The organism is Dyadobacter sp. CY345, assembly GCF_021502725.1.
Taxonomy (GTDB): domain Bacteria; phylum Bacteroidota; class Bacteroidia; order Cytophagales; family Spirosomataceae; genus Dyadobacter.
Map to the genome: position 1 here is coordinate 736,523 of NZ_JAKFFS010000003.1, position 15,683 is coordinate 752,205.

Consider the following 15,683-nt stretch of genomic DNA (forward strand, 5'->3'; position numbering starts at 1 on the left):
TATAATCAAAGAATAGATATGGAATCAGTAACTGTTTTAGGTGGAATTATGGGGTTAGGTGGACAAGAGATTTTTCTGGTAGCCTTGTTTGTTTTGCTATTCTTCGGTGCGAAGAAAATTCCTGAGTTGATGCGTGGTTTAGGTCAGGGTATCAACGAATTTAAGAATGCTACGAAAGACGTAAAAGAAAATATTGAGAAAAGCATGGAAGATACTACCACAAAGTAGTTTTTCCATCGTATTGAGTATATAACAGAGCCGTTTAGTAAAAACTTAATGGCTCTGATTCTTTATTTATTACCCGCCAAAAATAATAACGTTGAAAGAGTACCCGACGCTAACCGATATACAAAATGATTTGCGTGGAGGAGGTTTAACCTGCGTGCAGTTGGTGAGTCATTATTTGGAAAGGATTGAGTCCAATGCCCATTTAAATGCTTTCGTTGAAGTCTATTCAGAAGAAGCACTTCGCTTTGCTGCTGAAATTGACATAAAAATTCAGAATGGAACTGCTGGCAGGCTTGCCGGTTTGGTAATAGGTTTGAAAGATGTGCTCGCTCATAAAGGACACGCTGTTCAGGCCGGAAGCCAGATTCTGAATACTTACCATTCCCCTTTTACTGCGACAGCAGTTCAACGTCTTTTAGACGAAGATGCTATCGTGATCGGCCGTCAGAATTGTGACGAGTTTGCGATGGGATCTTCTAATGAAAACTCATCCTTTGGTCCTGTTCTTAATGCGGCTGATAATACGAAAGTCCCTGGTGGTTCTTCCGGAGGATCGGCAGTTGCCGTACAGGCAGGATTGTGTCACGCTTCATTGGGGAGTGACACCGGTGGGTCCGTTCGTCAGCCGGCTGCTTTTTGCGGCGTTGTCGGCGTAAAGCCTTCGTATGGCCGCGTCTCACGATGGGGACTTCTGGCCTATGCTTCCTCATTTGATTGCATCGGGCCAATCACCAAAAGTGTCGAAGATGCTGCTTTGCTTCTGGAAATCATGGCCGGTGCTGATGCGTTTGATAGTACTGTATCTGCGAAGGGCGTTCCGGATTATACAAAAAACCTTGATTGGAACGGAAAAGCACGAATTGGTTATATTCTTGATACGATTGAAAACGAGGCAATTGCTCCTGAAATCAGGGAACATACGCTGGACCTTTTAAACCGGCTTCGTGCGCAAGGGCATGAAGTATCACCAGTTGAAATGCCGCTTCTTGATTATTTATTACCTACTTATTATATTTTAACGACCGCTGAGGCCAGCTCCAACCTATCACGATTTGACGGTGTTAGATATGGCAGCAGATCTACTGAAACGGGCGACTTAGAAGCACTTTACAAAAACACGCGTACCGAGGGTTTTGGCGAAGAAGTGAGAAGAAGGATATTATTGGGTACTTTTGTTTTAAGTGCCAATTATTACGACGCATACTATACCAAGGCGCAACGCGTTAGAAGGTTAGTGCGTGAAGAAACGGAAAGATTTTTTGAGAAATTTGATTTTCTTATTTCGCCGGTAACGCCAACCACAGCATTTACGATTGGTGAGAAGACAGATGACCCGTTACAAATGTATTTGGCCGATATTTTCACAGTACAGGCCAATGTCGTTGGGAATCCTGCCATCTCTATACCTAACGGTTTTGACAAAAACGGTATGCCAATTGGGATACAAATTATGGCTCCTTTCTTTAAAGAAGAGATAATGCTTTCTTTTGCTAACCATCTTTCTTTAACTTTGAAAGAAAATATTGAAGCATAAAACATCATCAGGCAAATAATTTTTTACCTGATTTTTCGTAAGTATTTAAAAAGGCGGCAGTTTGGTTTCGATAGTATTAACAGAAATTACAATAAAAAAACTGTGCCTAGTTACCAGATTTCTGAAAAAAATTACAGAAATCGCCTATAATTAAGATAGTTATTTTCATAAGGTATTCATCATCAGACGTTGACTATTTGATAACAGGAATCGCTAACCCATCAAAAAGCTTTAATTAATGAGGATTTCAAAAAGAGTATTGTGGCTTGGAGCCGTGTGTGTAGGGATGTGGGATTCGCCGGTGATGGCGACAATACAAAAAGAGAAATTAGAAATTATTGAGTCTGATACGCTCGGAATTGCGGCGGTCGCAGATGAAAATGCGGAAATCCCGGAAATTCCGACGGTTGAGGAGATTGGGTTAACGCCTGCCATTCCGGAAGAATTATTAAGAGAGCGTTTTGCGAAACTTGAAAAGTCGATTCCTTTGACATATCACAAGTCGTCTCATGAATTTGTCGAATATTTCATCTACAAAAAGACAAATTTTACCATCACAATGATGGAAAAAATGCCTTTATATTTCCCTTTATTCGAAAGGACACTTCAAAAATATGGTTTGCCGACAGAGCTAAAATATCTGTCTATGATTGAGTCAGGTTTGAATCCAACTGCACTTTCTCGTGTAAGGGCTGGTGGACTTTGGCAATTTATGCCTGCAACAGGCCGTGAGTTTGGGTTATATCAGGACAGTTATGTCGATGAACGTTTTGAACCTGCCAAGGCAACAGATGCGGCGTGTAGATATTTAAAACAACTTTACAACATATTTGGAGACTGGGAGCTGGCTTTGGCTTCTTATAACACAGGCCCTGGAAATGTGAAACGCGCGATGAGACGTTCTCATGGAACTACTTTTTGGGGGATTTATAATGCACTTCCAAAAGAAACAAGATCTTACGTTCCGCAATATGTGGCGATGAACTACATGATGAATTATGGAAATGATCATGGGGTGTACGCACAAAACCCTGAATATCAGATACCGAATGATACGATCCATATTAACGGTTACATTGACCTTGCAAGCTTCTGTCAGCAAAGCGGAATTGATTTTGCTGAGCTCAACAAACTGAATCCTCAGTTGACAAAGACAATGCTTCCTGAGCAGACGCGTGATTTTGTTCTTAAAATACCAAGCGTTAAATATACTTATCTGGTTAGCAATAGAAGTGTAATTATGGATTCCTGCACACGCAGGTATATCCCGGCAGGAGCAGTTTTAGCCAGTTTTGATAATTCTAAAGGAGCATTTCCTTTTGCTTATGTAAATGGAGACGGGGAAGGCGAAGAATTTGCTGGCAACACTAAGGTAGTTTCTAAAAAGTCATCTCACACAGTCAGAAGAGGAGAGACTCTGCAATCCATCTCCAAAAAATACCGTGTTCAGATTGCGGAGTTAAAAAGATGGAATCGCCTTCGGAGAAATTCATTGCAGAGAGGACAACGATTGGTAGTTTACAAAGATGTAAAAGTTACTGTCCGACCAACTTTAATTGCTTCTAAAAATGTAGAAAAGGAGCAGGTTAAACCAGATACTACCGTTGAAACAACTTTGGCATCGAACGAAGAGGCGGAGGATACAAGTGAAGATTATCAGGAAGAGCCTGTTGTTGTTTCAAAAATTAAGCAAAAAAAATCTTCACATACGGTAAGACGTGGAGAGACGCTTGAATCAATTTCAAAAAAATATGATGTCGAAATCGCTGAATTGAGAAAATGGAATGGCATACGGAGAAGTGCGATTCAAAGCGGACAAAAATTAATTGTTTATAGAGACACCAAAGAAGCATCTACCTCGACACTGGCATTGTCTGCAAAATCACAGCAAGCGCAGAAGGAAGAGTCAAGAAGATCAAGACATATCAAAATGCGTTACCATACTGTTCAGCAGGGTGACACGCTTTGGAACATTTCCCTACGTTATGGATTACCAATCGATGATTTGAAAAAGGCGAACAAGATCAGAGGAAATGAGATTAAACCTGGTATGAAACTCATTGTTTCAAGCTAGAAAAGCTATTTTAACGCACATACTATAAATATATGATTGCCTACGTTGACGGAACAGTAACTTACAAAGATCCTGCATTTGCCGTTATTGATGTCCAGGGTCTGGGTTACGAAGTTCGTATTTCATTGCAGACATACACTGCTATGCCGGATGTTGGCAAGCGGTGCAAATTGGTAACCTATCTAAACATACGTGAGGATGCTCATGTGCTTTTCGGTTTTCTGGAAAGTGATGAGAAAAGCCTCTTTTTGGATTTGATCAGTATTTCGGGTGTAGGGCCATCGACTGCTTTAGTCATGCTTTCCTCCCTTTCGTCGCCGGAAATCCGCCAGGGTATCATCGACGAAGATTTACGTCTGATCCAGTCTATTAAAGGAATCGGATTAAAAACAGCCCAGCGGGTAATTCTTGAATTAAGTGATAAAATGCGCAAAGATGCAATGCTTACTACGGGTGTGAAAACGCCTGCAAGTTCGAATAATGCATTGAAAAGCGAAGCTCTGGCTGCCCTGGTGACACTGGGTATTCCGAAGGCGACTGCGGAGAAAAGTTTGGATGTTATCATCAAACGCGAGGGGTACGAAATTACGGTGGAGCAGTTGATTAAATTGGCACTTCGCTAGTGAGGATTTTAAATAAATCGCGCAGGAATATGGAAAGGATTTTTACCGTTGCGTCGGATATGTTGACATTGATTATCGAAGAAAACCCTCAAAAAATAAAGTATTAAGCTTTGTCATCAACGGTTTACTCATTCCTCTTTAAGGCTATTACGATCTCATCCGGAGCTTTGCTGCTGGCAACGGCTTCTTTTGATAAAACTGAATCTAATTCCGAAGCTCTGGCCGACTGGGCTATACTTGCAGATACGATTCCGGATACGACTCGCAGAAATGTTGATCGCTCAGGCAATCAGCTGATCATGCGTTGGAAAGATTTTTATTCCAACAAATTTGCCCAACCCAGGCCGCGTTCGCCTTTTTATCTCAAAGATCCGGCAAATATTTCCACCAATATTTTACTAGACAGTTCCGGCAAAATTGCTGTTACTGAAAATATTCAGACTCCATCAGGAAATCTCGATTATCGGGCGCCTGAAAGTATGGATATGGAAACGTATGATAAAGCGTTGGAAGATCGTGCCTTCAAAAGTTTGCTGCGCGAATATTCATCGAGGCAAGATGGGAAAAGTGCGATGGGAGCGAGAGGCCTTCTGCCTAAACTTGACGTGCCGCCTGCTTTGTCAAAAATCCTTGGTGACAATTTCCTTGATTTTAAACCGACTGGTTTCGTGGCGCTGGATATTGGTGTGATGAATCAGTTTATTGATAATCCTGCTCTTCCTATTCGTCAAAGACGTAATACCAATTTTATTTTTAATGAACAGATTGCAATTAATTTCAATGCTAATCTGGGAGACAGGCTGGGTTTTCTTACCAATTTTGATACCAAGGCAAGTTTCAATTTTGAAAATGCTTTAAAACTTAATTATAAAAACCCTGAAGAAAGTTTTCTCCGTAAGATTGAGGCCGGAAATATTAACTGGGCTATTAATAGCCAGCTGATACCGGGTGTTCAAAATTTGTTTGGTTTAAAAACTGAATTTCAGTTTGGACGTTTGAGTGCAACTTTTGTCGCATCTCAACAGCGTTCGAGCAAGGAAAGAATCGTTTTGCGCGGAGGTGCGCAAAGCCGTGATTTTGAAATTCGCGTTGATAATTATGACGAAAACAGAAACTTTTTCCTGTCTCAGTATTTCAGGAATAAATATGAAAGTGCTTTAAGAAACACGCCTCAAATTACGTCCGGAGTTACCGTGACGCGGATGGAAGTTTATGTTACAAACAGAACAACCACAACAGAATCACTAAGAAATATTGTCGGTTTCACAGATCTTGGTGAACCTGCTCCTTACAAAACAGGAAATCCAAATATTCAGCCGATTCGTGCGAATCAGCCGGCTGACAATGCCACAAACGGGTTATACAAAACACTGACTGATAATCCCGGATTCCGTCAGGTGGATAATGCCAATTCTGCAATCACCAATTTAGGGCTTGAAAAAACAGTAGACTACGAATTGTTAAGAGGAGCAAAAAGGCTCATTGCAGAACGTGAATATACTTTCAGTCCACAATTGGGTTTCATTTCCCTTACGACACCACTAAGAAATGATGAGGTTCTTGCCGTTGCTTACGAGTATACTTTCAACGGAAGGTCATACAAAGTAGGGGAACTGACCGAAGATTACCAGAACCGTCAGGATGATGAAGTTATCGCGTTGAAACTGATCAAATCATCTACAATTCGGAATAATACAACATTGCCGATGTGGGATTTGATGATGAAAAACGTTTATACCCTTGGGACAAGCTCAATTGATAAAACCGGTTTTCAGTTACGCATTATTTACAAAGACGATTTAACCGGTATTGATAACCCAAATTTACAGGAAAGTAATCTTGCCAATATTCCATTGATTCGTGTGATGGGACTTGACAGGTTAAATCCTGTAAACGATTTGCAGCCGGACGGTAATTTTGACTTTGTTGACGGCGTGACCATTGATACAAAAACAGGTCGCGTGTTTTTTCCAGTACTGGAACCGTTTGGCTCTAATCTTAACGCAAGGTTGAGCGAGGATGCGTTTCGTAAAAAATATGTTTTTAACGAGCTCTATCGCACGACAATGATCGATGCGCAGCAAGTTACAGAACGTAACAAATTTTATATCAAAGGTTCATACCAATCCAGCGGCGGGGCTGAGGTTTCATTGCCTTATGGCGTTCTGGAAACTTCTGTAACTGTAACATCAGGCGGCGTTCCTTTATCTGCCGGGTCAGATTATATCGTAGAAGCGCAGATAGGGAGAGTTCGTATTTTGAACGGCAGCGTGATGAATTCAGGACGGGAAATTGTCATTGAATATGAACGTCCGGATATGTTCCAGAACCAGATACGGACGCTACTCGGAACGCACCTTGACTATGTTGTTAACCGCGATATCAGTTTAGGTTTAACAGCAATCCGGTATAAGGAAAAACCTGCCGGATTTCTAACCCGCGTAGCAATCGGAAACGAACCGGTTAACAATACCATGCTTGGCTTTAATGTGAACATCCGCAAAAATGTTCCATTCCTGACGCGTTGGCTTGACGCACTTCCATTATTGCAAACCAAGGAAATGTCGAGTATTCAGTTCAAAGCTGAATTTGCGCAATTGTTGCCGGGCGTTTCCAAGGAAGTGAATAACCGCTCTCTTATTGATGATTTTGAATCGACAAGAACCGTTTATGATTTGGCAAGACAACCACAAAAATGGCGTTTGTCTGCTGTGCCACCTCAGTATCGTCAGGGATTTGACGGGAAAACGCTGGATTACGCATACAAACGCGCGAAAATATCAGCTTATGTTATTGACAACCTTTTTGGAGGCGCAGCCGGTTTAGGAGGCGCAGCGCAGTCTCCAATCAATATCACGGATGATGACCGGAAAAACGTTTATGAAAAATTATATCTTCCAAAAGATATTTTCCCGAATCGTTCGGTCGCAGGTTTGATCAATTATCCTCAAAACGTATTGGACATTGCATACTATCCAACTGAACGAGGTATGTATAACTTCAATACTGACCTGGATGCGAATGGACGATTGAAAAATCCAAGACAAAACTTTGGTGGATTAAGCCGGGCTATCACTTCGGACAATGACTTTGATAATGCCAATATTGAAAGTATTGAATTCTGGATGCTGGATCCTTTTGTAACAGGACCAAATGGTGTTGTCCGTGACGGATCAGCAAATCCTCAGAATAACACAACGGGCGGTAAGCTTGTTTTCAATTTGGGTGACATTTCGGAGGATGTGATACCTGATGAGCGTTACAATTTTGAAAATGGCCTTCCGCTTACGGAAAAAATTGTTGGTGAAAATGTTGAGCAAACCGTTTGGGGACAGGTGACAAAATCTCAATATCTGATCAATGCTTTCAGTAATGAATCTGGTGCCCGCCAAAAGCAGGATGTTGGTTTGGATGGTTTGAGCAGTGAAGAGGAAAGAACATTTTTCAAGGAATATCTGGATCGTTTGCCAGCGAATCTTACCGCCGAAGCAAGAGCAAGAATACTCGCAGATCCGTCGGGAGATGATTTTAAATATTTCTTAGGTGAAGAGCAGGATGCAGAAGATTTAAAAATTCTCGAACGGTACAAAGAATATATCGGTATGGAAAATAACTCTCCTGAAAGTCTTGGAAACTCTTCGCAGGTAACACCTGCATCGGGAAGTATTCCTGATGGAGAGGATATGAACGTTGATAATACGATCAATGACAACGAGGCATATTATGAATATTCAATTGACCTGAAACCAAATCAACTGAGTGTTGGTAGCGGTTTTATTGTTGATAAAACCACCACAACCAGTGATGGCGGCACGCAAAACTGGTATTTATTCCGTGTGCCGATTAAAGAATTTACCAGTCAGGTTGGAACAATTAATGGATTTAAATCCATCCGTTTCATGCGTATGTACCTGGCAGATTTCCAGCAGCCGGTCGTGCTTCGTTTTGCGCAGTTGCAAATGATCGGGCAGCAATACCGGAAATATACTTACAATCTGGATGCCGCGGGTTTACAGGAAGTTCCTGAACCTTATGATGCTAAATTTACGGTTGGAACTGTGAGTATTGAGGAAAATGGCGTGGCGGTAAATCCGGCAAGCAGCACAGACAAAAAATACATTTATCAATTACCTCCGGGTTGGGAGCGGGATCAGGATTTTACCCAGAGACCAAGTTTGCAGTTGAATGAGCAGTCGATGAGTCTTTGCGTAACGAATCTTCGTGACGGTGATTCGAGAGCAGTTTTTAAAAATGTAAATCTGGATCTTTTGTTCCGTAAGCGTCTGCGTATGTATATCCACATGCAGAATGATGATAACGAAAACGGAATGGTTGGCGCTTTCATGAGAATTGGAACGGACCTTACTCAGAATTATTACGAAATAGATATTTCAGGCTTGCAGTCGACGCGTGAAAATACCGCGGTTCGTGAAGAAATCTGGCCAGAAAATAATGAATTGAATATTGCGCTGGACGATTTGATTCGTGCGAAAGCAGAGCGTAATCGCAGTATTGACAAGAATCAAAGTATCCCCTACACGATTACCACTAGCGACGGAAGATATAAAATTACAGTTGTTGGTAATCCGGATTTAAGTGCCGTTCGTGTCATGATGATCGGTATGAGAAATCCAAAATCAGCGGACGAACGTGCGAAAAGTTTCTGTATTTGGACGGACGAAATGCATGCCGAAGGCTTTGATGACAAGGGCGGCTGGGCAGCAATTGCTCAACTAAACGCCAAACTTGCAGATTTTGCAACGGTTACAGCTTCCGGCCGTGTGGAGACTTTTGGGTTTGGAAGTGTGCAGCAACGCATAGGAGAACGCTCCCGTAACCTGACTACTGAATATGGTTTTTCTTCTAATATCGCAGTCGATAAATTGTTGCCGCAGCAGTGGGGATTCAGTATTCCTTTGTTTGTAAGTTATGACAGAAGAAATGTGAAACCGCATTTCGATCCGCTCGATCCTGATACTCCCTTATCGACTTCCCTGGGCAATTTACAGTCTGATGAAGAACGGGATGGATACCGGCGTTTGGTGGAGGAAAATGCTGTACGGCGAGGTATTAATTTTTCAAATGTCAGGAAAATCAAGATGAAGCCAGGAGCGAAAAATCATTTTTATGATTTTGAAAACTTTGCCTTTACCTATGCTTTCAGTGACGATACGAGAAGAAATATCCTGACGCAGGAATATTCGCAGCGAATGTATAAGGGTGGAATTGCCTACATATACAGCAGCCAGCCAAAGCCTTTTGAACCCTTCAAAAACATGAAGGCGACAAACCGCTATGCAGAATTTGTCAGAGATTTTAACTTGACATTGCTTCCCAATATGGTTTCAATTCGAACTGACGTTGACCGGCGTTTTGCGAGAACGCAGCTTCGAAATTCAGACCTGACAACGGAAGGCATGACGCCGATGTTCGAAAAATATTTTTGGTTTAACCGTTATTACGATTTCGGATGGAACCTGACGAAGAACATGACGCTGATGTATAATGCTTCTGCGAACGCGATTATCGACGAGCCCCAGGGCGACTTGAATACGTCACAAAAAAGAGATTCGCTTTGGAGTAACTTTAAAAATCTGGGCCGGATCAAGAATTTTGATCAGAAAATCAAGCTTACTTATCGCTTGCCTCTGGATAAAATTCCGCTATTTGACTGGATGACTGCGGATTATTCGCATTCGGTTGGGTACAATTATCAGGCAAATGCATTTGGTCTTATGGATGCTGATAGTCTTCCTTTTGGTGATATTATCAGGAATAGTCGCGAAAGAGGTATTACTGGAAAGGTGGATTTTGTGATGCTTTATAACAAATTGCGTTACCTGAAATTTGCCAATACGCCATCAGCACAGCGCAAGAATTTTGCGAGAAGTCCTGGTGACATTGAAGACATCGATTTACGTACAACTGATCTTTTGAAAAATATAACCCGTGTTTTGATGACGGTACGTGGTATCAATGTCAGTTATTCCGTGCAGGAAACAACGGCACTTCCGGGTTATTTACGTGCGCCAAAATATTTTGGTCTGGATAATGCAAATGCACCCGGACTAGGTTTTGTACTTGGAGAACAAGATCGGAATTTCCAGACGAAAGCTGCGGCGAACGGATGGATTACGAAAAGTAAGGAACAGAACCAGCCATTCCAGCAAACCATTGCGAAAAACTTTGCAGCCAATACTTCACTGGAACCCTTCAAGGATTTCCGGATGCAGATCGAAGTAAGGCTGACACGGCAGGATGCTTATCAGGAGTTTTACAGGCCGGACTCGACAGGCGACTTTACACACCAGAACCCGTTACGGAATGGCCAGTTTAGTATGTCTTTTATGTCTTTTAGAACAGCATTTGCTAAAATGAGAAGAGATAATTCTTCGCCGGTTTTTGATAAATTTATATCATACCGGGCAATTTTGAGAGACCGCCTTAATGCTGAAAATACCAGTGGCGGCGGGGAGTATAATGAAAATTCTCAGGATGTACTTATTTCTTCTTTCTTCGCAGCATACACTGGAAAGGACCCCGCGACCGTTCGTACGAATCCATTCCTGAAATTCCCGATGCCAAACTGGGATATCAATTATGACGGTCTGGCAAGACTTCCGGCATTTAAAAGATTGTTCAGCAGCTTTACAATGAAGCACCGATATTCATCGACTTACAGTGTTGGTAACTTTACTTCAAATCTTGATTACGAAGCATTGTATGTTAACCTGGCAGTAACGGGTTATCCGTTATCTTCTAAAACAAATTATCTGGGACAGTATGTGCCGGTTTTCTCAATGAGCACCATTACACTTTCGGAAAAATTTGCTCCACTCGTTGGGGTGACATTCCGTACGCAAAGCAGGATAACGGGAAGCGTAGATTATAACCGGGACAGGACGGTAGCGCTAAATCTATCCAATTCTCAGGTAGCCGAACTTTTCAATCAGGATGTGACGGTTAATATTGGTTTTACGAAAAATAATGTTCCGCTTCCATTCAAGATTAATGGTGTGAAGAAGAAACTGAAAAACGATATGACCATGCAGCTTGGTTTGACTTTCCGTGATACGCGCCATATTCAGCGCAAGTTCGACGGGGAAAATATTCCGATTGCAGGTAACATCAATTTCCAGCTTCACCCGACAATCAATTATGTCGTGAACAACAGATTGAGTTGCCAATTCTATTTTGACAGGACGTTTAACGATCCGTTGGTATCTAACTCGTTTTATCGTTCCAGCACTTCGGGCGGTGTCCAGTTGAAGTTCAATCTGGCGGAATAAAATTCGATTTGGAAAATACAAACTACATCCTGTAATTTGCGTCTGAAATACGTTTCAAAACTTACTCTAATTATATCATGAATTTCCCTTCAGAACTAAAGTACACAGAAGATCACGAATGGATCCGTATTGAAGGAGATACGGCATTTATCGGAATTACAGATCACGCTCAGAAAGAATTGGGTGATATCGTGTATGTAGACATTAATACAGTTGGGGATTCGCTCGGAAAGGGAGAAGTCTTTGGCTCTGTTGAGGCTGTTAAGACGGTTTCGGACTTGTTCATTCCGGTTGCCGGAACAGTGACAGAAGTTAACGATGAATTGGACAGTGAACCTGAACTGGTAAACTCTGATCCTTACGGACGCGGTTGGATGGTTAAAATAACTTTGGCGAATCCTGAGGACACCGAAGGATTACTTTCTGTTGAAGATTACAAACAATTCATTGGTGCCTGATGAAAGATTGAAAGCTCCGAAGGGAGCTTTTTTTTTGCCTGTTAAAATAGAAGATATCAAATAGAGAATTTTTCAGACTAAACGGACGAATTTCCTTCGTTTATTTTTTGGAGTAAATTCATGTATTGCGGTCACAATAATTTATGAAAGTATTAATTCGATCGGTTCGAATCATTGATAAAAAGTCTCCTTTTCACGGGCAGGTTAAAGATATATTGATCCGGGATGGGAAAATTGCTCAGATTGGTGATGCGTTGTCGGAAGAGGGGGCGGAAGAAAAACAAGGAAATGGCTTATGCGTTTCGGCTGGTTGGGTAGATATGCGGGTAGCGTCCCGTGACCCGGGTTTTGAACAGAAGGAAGATATTGATTCAGTTCGTGAAGCAGCGGCTCACGGTGGGTTTACAGAAATCGTTTTGCTGCCAAATTCTGAACCTGTCGTTCATAGCAAAGACACATTAAATTACATAAAAAATTCAGGTCGTGGCGGTTTGGTTAAACTCCACGTCGCAGCTGCTGTGACGCGAAAAGCTGAGGGTGTAGATTTTACAGAAATGATCGATCTGCATACGGCCGGTGCTATCGCGTTCACGGACGGGGAACATCCGGTCCAGAACGCTGATCTTTTTTTGAAGACAATTTTGTATTTGCAGCCTTTAAATGCGTTGTTGATGAACCGTCCGGAAGATCGTCAGTTGACTGTGTTCGGGCAGATGCATGAAGGGATTACAAGTACATTGATAGGGATGAAAGGAATGCCATCTCTGGCGGAGGAAATGATGCTGAACCGTGATTTGAAATTGCTGGAATATGCGTTGGAGAAATCTTCAATTGAACTGACTGGTCAGCCCATACTTCACATTTCTCTTGTTTCTACAAAAGAAGCCGTGGATTTAGTAAGGGCTGCCAAGAAAAAAGGTTTGCCTGTAAGTTGTGACGTCGCTGCGCATCAGCTTGCGTATGAAGACAATGATCTTATTGATTTTGATACCAATTTGAAAGTCAATCCGCCATTCCGTTCAGCATCAGATCATGACGCGATTCGCCAGGGCTTATCGGACGGAACGATCGATGCGATTGTTTCAGATCATACACCGCATGATGAGGAAAGCAAAAACCTGGAATTTGATCATGCCGATTTTGGGATTACAGGACTTGAAACGGCATATTCGCTTGCAGTAATGTTTAGCGGACTCAATACCGAAGATATCATTGAGAAATTCACCTCTCAGCCAAGGTTTATATTAAGACTGGAAGAAATTGGCGTCTCCGAAGGTTTGGCGGCTAATCTTACCTTCTTTGAACCAGAAACAGAATGGGTTTTCGAGAAGACTTATTCGAAATCAAAAAATACACCATTTTTAGGTAAAACGTTAAAAGGTGCCGTTCGCGGAGTTTTTAACAATGGTAGCCTGAACTGGTTTTAAATTCATTTCTGAATGACAGATTAACAAACGGGACTTCCTGTTTGTTAATCTGTCATTCTACTATAATTCATTATGAAATCAATATTAAGTTATTTTGACAAACCGCTTTTAAAGGTATCGCTGGTTTTTGGCGGGATTACAGGAATACTCGCATTCGCTTTTTTTCTTGGACTATATGCCTTACAGATTATGCCATTGGGAAATATCAGAGCGTTTGATATGGGGATTTTTGCTATTCTGATTTCAGGAGCATGCTGGTATTACAGAAAAACTTACGGTGGGGGATTTTTGCATCTTTGGGAGGCTTTGAGCATGGGTTATGTGATTACCTGCGTTGCGGCGATCCTGAACGGTTGGCTGATTTACCTATTTATTACACAAATAGATCCAAGTGTTTTTACAGATTACATTTCGGCAGGTCTGGAATTGTTAACTACAAATCGGAAAGATCAGCTAAGTTATCTGAGTGAAGCGGAGTTCATGAAACTTTATAACGAGATTAGGGACAACGATCCGTCTATTGTTATAAAAAATGAAATCAGCCAGAAGCTCTTGCTATCCATCATTCCAATTCTGATTATCACGTTGATTTTCAGAAAGCAGGATTATGGTGTGTTTCACAATAAGTCCTAAATTTACCAACAGTCGCATTTCAAAACCTCTTCATGCTTTAAATTTACATACGGATCATTATGGAAGAACAAGCATCCACTGCTCGTACAGCGCTTAAATATGGAATTTTAACGTCGGTTGCTATTATTATTTTCACGACAATCACCTTCGTGTCAGGTCAGTCACAAAATAAGTGGCTGGCAATGGTATCGTATCTCATCATGATTGTTGGGATCTACCTGGCTATGAAGGAATACCGGGAGACGAACAAGGGATTCATGGGTTATGGTGAAGGTTTAGGTTTGGGAAGTCTTGTTTCTGCTATTTTAGGTTTTTTTTCATCGATGTTTTCAATGTTTTATGTACGTTTCATTGATACAACGATCAGGACTCAGATATTGGACAAAGCAAGAGCAGATATGGAAGCGCAGGGCCTGGACGATTCGCAAATTGACAACTATATGGAGATTTCTGAAAAATTCAGTTCTCCGGGGATAATGTTTGCTGCGGGCGTATTCGGATTCTTATTACTTGGATTCATTTTTTCATTGATTATTGCTGCGATTCTGCGCCGGGACAAGCCTGTTTTCGAATAAAACTTTTTCTTATTACTCGGAGGATACGATCTATTTTGAAATATAAATAGTATTCAGTCCGTTGACAATCAAACAAATTTTTGTTTCTATTCTTAATTTTTCTTTCCAAAAGTGTTTGCAATTTTTCAAAAAGAAATAGGTAGTTTTTTTAATTCGCTGGTTGCCTATATGGTGATGGCGGTCTTTTTGATTGCTGTCGGACTTATCGTCTGGGTATTTCCTGATTCGAATGTTCTGGATTATGGATACGCCGACTTGAATGCTTTTTTTAGTCTGGCACCTTATGTTCTTCTGTTTTTGATCCCTGCCATCACGATGCGCTCGCTTGCAGAAGAAAGCCGGACTGGAACACTTGAATTACTACTTACGAAACCGATCAGGAATTGGGAGCTGATCCTTGGTAAATTTTTTGCAAACTGGATTTTAGTATTACTCACTATACTGCCGACGATACTTTATTATATCAGCATTTATAAATTAGGAAACCCGGTCGGGAATATTGATTCAGCGGCTGTTTTTGGGTCTTATATCGGACTTTCCCTTTTCAGTGGCGTTCTTGTTTCGATGGGGATATGGTCGTCTTCCCTGAATGAAAATCAGATTATTGCGTTTATACTTGGCGTGTTTCTTGCTTTTATCTGGTACGTTGGTTTTGGGTCCATATCAGCGTTATTAGGAAGTGGATTTGGCGCCGATATCTTCTCCTGGACCGCGCTGGATGAACAATATCGTGCCCTAGGGAAAGGGTTAGTTGACTCACGTAATGTAGTCTACCTTTTAAGTCTCATGGTATTCTTTCTATTCCTGACCCATTGGCGCGTGGAACAGCTCCGCAAATAATA

Annotated in this window: 10 protein-coding genes; all 10 read left to right on the plus strand. The window is 41.5% G+C overall.

Going from position 1 to position 15,683, the window contains the following annotated elements; genetic code table 11:
• The first annotated feature begins 18 nt into the window (after positions 1 to 18).
• The 10 genes from L0657_RS17015 to gldF all read left to right on the plus strand — a co-directional run bounded on the left by L0657_RS17015 (position 19) and on the right by gldF (position 15,681).
• Complete coding sequence (locus L0657_RS17015; RefSeq protein WP_137338602.1) at positions 19 to 228, plus strand: twin-arginine translocase TatA/TatE family subunit; 210 nt, start codon at positions 19 to 21, stop codon at positions 226 to 228.
• Positions 229 to 319: 91 nt separating this feature from the next.
• The gene (gene gatA, locus L0657_RS17020; RefSeq protein WP_235151951.1) at positions 320 to 1,762 is read left to right on the plus strand and encodes an Asp-tRNA(Asn)/Glu-tRNA(Gln) amidotransferase subunit GatA; all 1,443 of its coding nucleotides are present in this window, start codon (positions 320 to 322) and stop codon (positions 1,760 to 1,762) included.
• Positions 1,763 to 2,000: 238 nt separating this feature from the next.
• Positions 2,001 to 3,836: a LysM peptidoglycan-binding domain-containing protein gene (locus L0657_RS17025; RefSeq protein ID WP_235151952.1), complete on the plus strand. Its 1,836-nt coding sequence runs from the start codon at positions 2,001 to 2,003 to the stop codon at positions 3,834 to 3,836.
• A 32-nt stretch (positions 3,837 to 3,868) separates the two neighbouring features.
• The gene (ruvA, locus tag L0657_RS17030; RefSeq protein WP_090341385.1) at positions 3,869 to 4,459 is read left to right on the plus strand and encodes a Holliday junction branch migration protein RuvA; all 591 of its coding nucleotides are present in this window, start codon (positions 3,869 to 3,871) and stop codon (positions 4,457 to 4,459) included.
• A 110-nt stretch (positions 4,460 to 4,569) separates the two neighbouring features.
• Positions 4,570 to 11,748 carry a cell surface protein SprA gene (gene sprA / locus L0657_RS17035; protein WP_235151953.1) on the plus strand — a complete coding sequence of 2,393 codons (7,179 nt, stop codon included), beginning with the start codon at positions 4,570 to 4,572 and terminating at the stop codon, positions 11,746 to 11,748.
• Positions 11,749 to 11,825: 77 nt separating this feature from the next.
• Positions 11,826 to 12,206: a glycine cleavage system protein GcvH gene (gcvH, locus tag L0657_RS17040; RefSeq protein ID WP_235151954.1), complete on the plus strand. Its 381-nt coding sequence runs from the start codon at positions 11,826 to 11,828 to the stop codon at positions 12,204 to 12,206.
• A gap of 143 nt (positions 12,207 to 12,349) precedes the next feature.
• Positions 12,350 to 13,633: a dihydroorotase family protein gene (locus L0657_RS17045; protein WP_235151955.1), complete on the plus strand. Its 1,284-nt coding sequence runs from the start codon at positions 12,350 to 12,352 to the stop codon at positions 13,631 to 13,633.
• A gap of 72 nt (positions 13,634 to 13,705) precedes the next feature.
• Positions 13,706 to 14,266, plus strand: a complete 561-nt coding sequence (locus tag L0657_RS17050) for a DUF4199 domain-containing protein (protein ID WP_235151956.1) — start codon at positions 13,706 to 13,708, stop codon at positions 14,264 to 14,266.
• Between the two features lie 59 nt (positions 14,267 to 14,325).
• Positions 14,326 to 14,841 carry a DUF4199 domain-containing protein gene (locus tag L0657_RS17055; protein WP_235151957.1) on the plus strand — a complete coding sequence of 172 codons (516 nt, stop codon included), beginning with the start codon at positions 14,326 to 14,328 and terminating at the stop codon, positions 14,839 to 14,841.
• 111 nt (positions 14,842 to 14,952) lie between these two features.
• The gene (gldF, locus tag L0657_RS17060) at positions 14,953 to 15,681 is read left to right on the plus strand and encodes a gliding motility-associated ABC transporter permease subunit GldF (RefSeq protein ID WP_235151958.1); all 729 of its coding nucleotides are present in this window, start codon (positions 14,953 to 14,955) and stop codon (positions 15,679 to 15,681) included.
• Positions 15,682 to 15,683 lie beyond the last annotated feature (2 nt).

What these genes read in the sequence shown, in the direction of transcription:
- L0657_RS17015 (WP_137338602.1), top strand. Translation starts at nt 19, where the DNA reads ATGGAATCAGTAACTGTTTTAGGTGGAATTATGGGGTTAGGTGGACAA.
- L0657_RS17025 (WP_235151952.1), top strand. Translation starts at nt 2,001, where the DNA reads ATGAGGATTTCAAAAAGAGTATTGTGGCTTGGAGCCGTGTGTGTAGGG.
- ruvA (WP_090341385.1), top strand. Translation starts at nt 3,869, where the DNA reads ATGATTGCCTACGTTGACGGAACAGTAACTTACAAAGATCCTGCATTT.
- gcvH (WP_235151954.1), top strand. Translation starts at nt 11,826, where the DNA reads ATGAATTTCCCTTCAGAACTAAAGTACACAGAAGATCACGAATGGATC.
- L0657_RS17045 (WP_235151955.1), top strand. Translation starts at nt 12,350, where the DNA reads ATGAAAGTATTAATTCGATCGGTTCGAATCATTGATAAAAAGTCTCCT.
- L0657_RS17050 (WP_235151956.1), top strand. Translation starts at nt 13,706, where the DNA reads ATGAAATCAATATTAAGTTATTTTGACAAACCGCTTTTAAAGGTATCG.
- L0657_RS17055 (WP_235151957.1), top strand. Translation starts at nt 14,326, where the DNA reads ATGGAAGAACAAGCATCCACTGCTCGTACAGCGCTTAAATATGGAATT.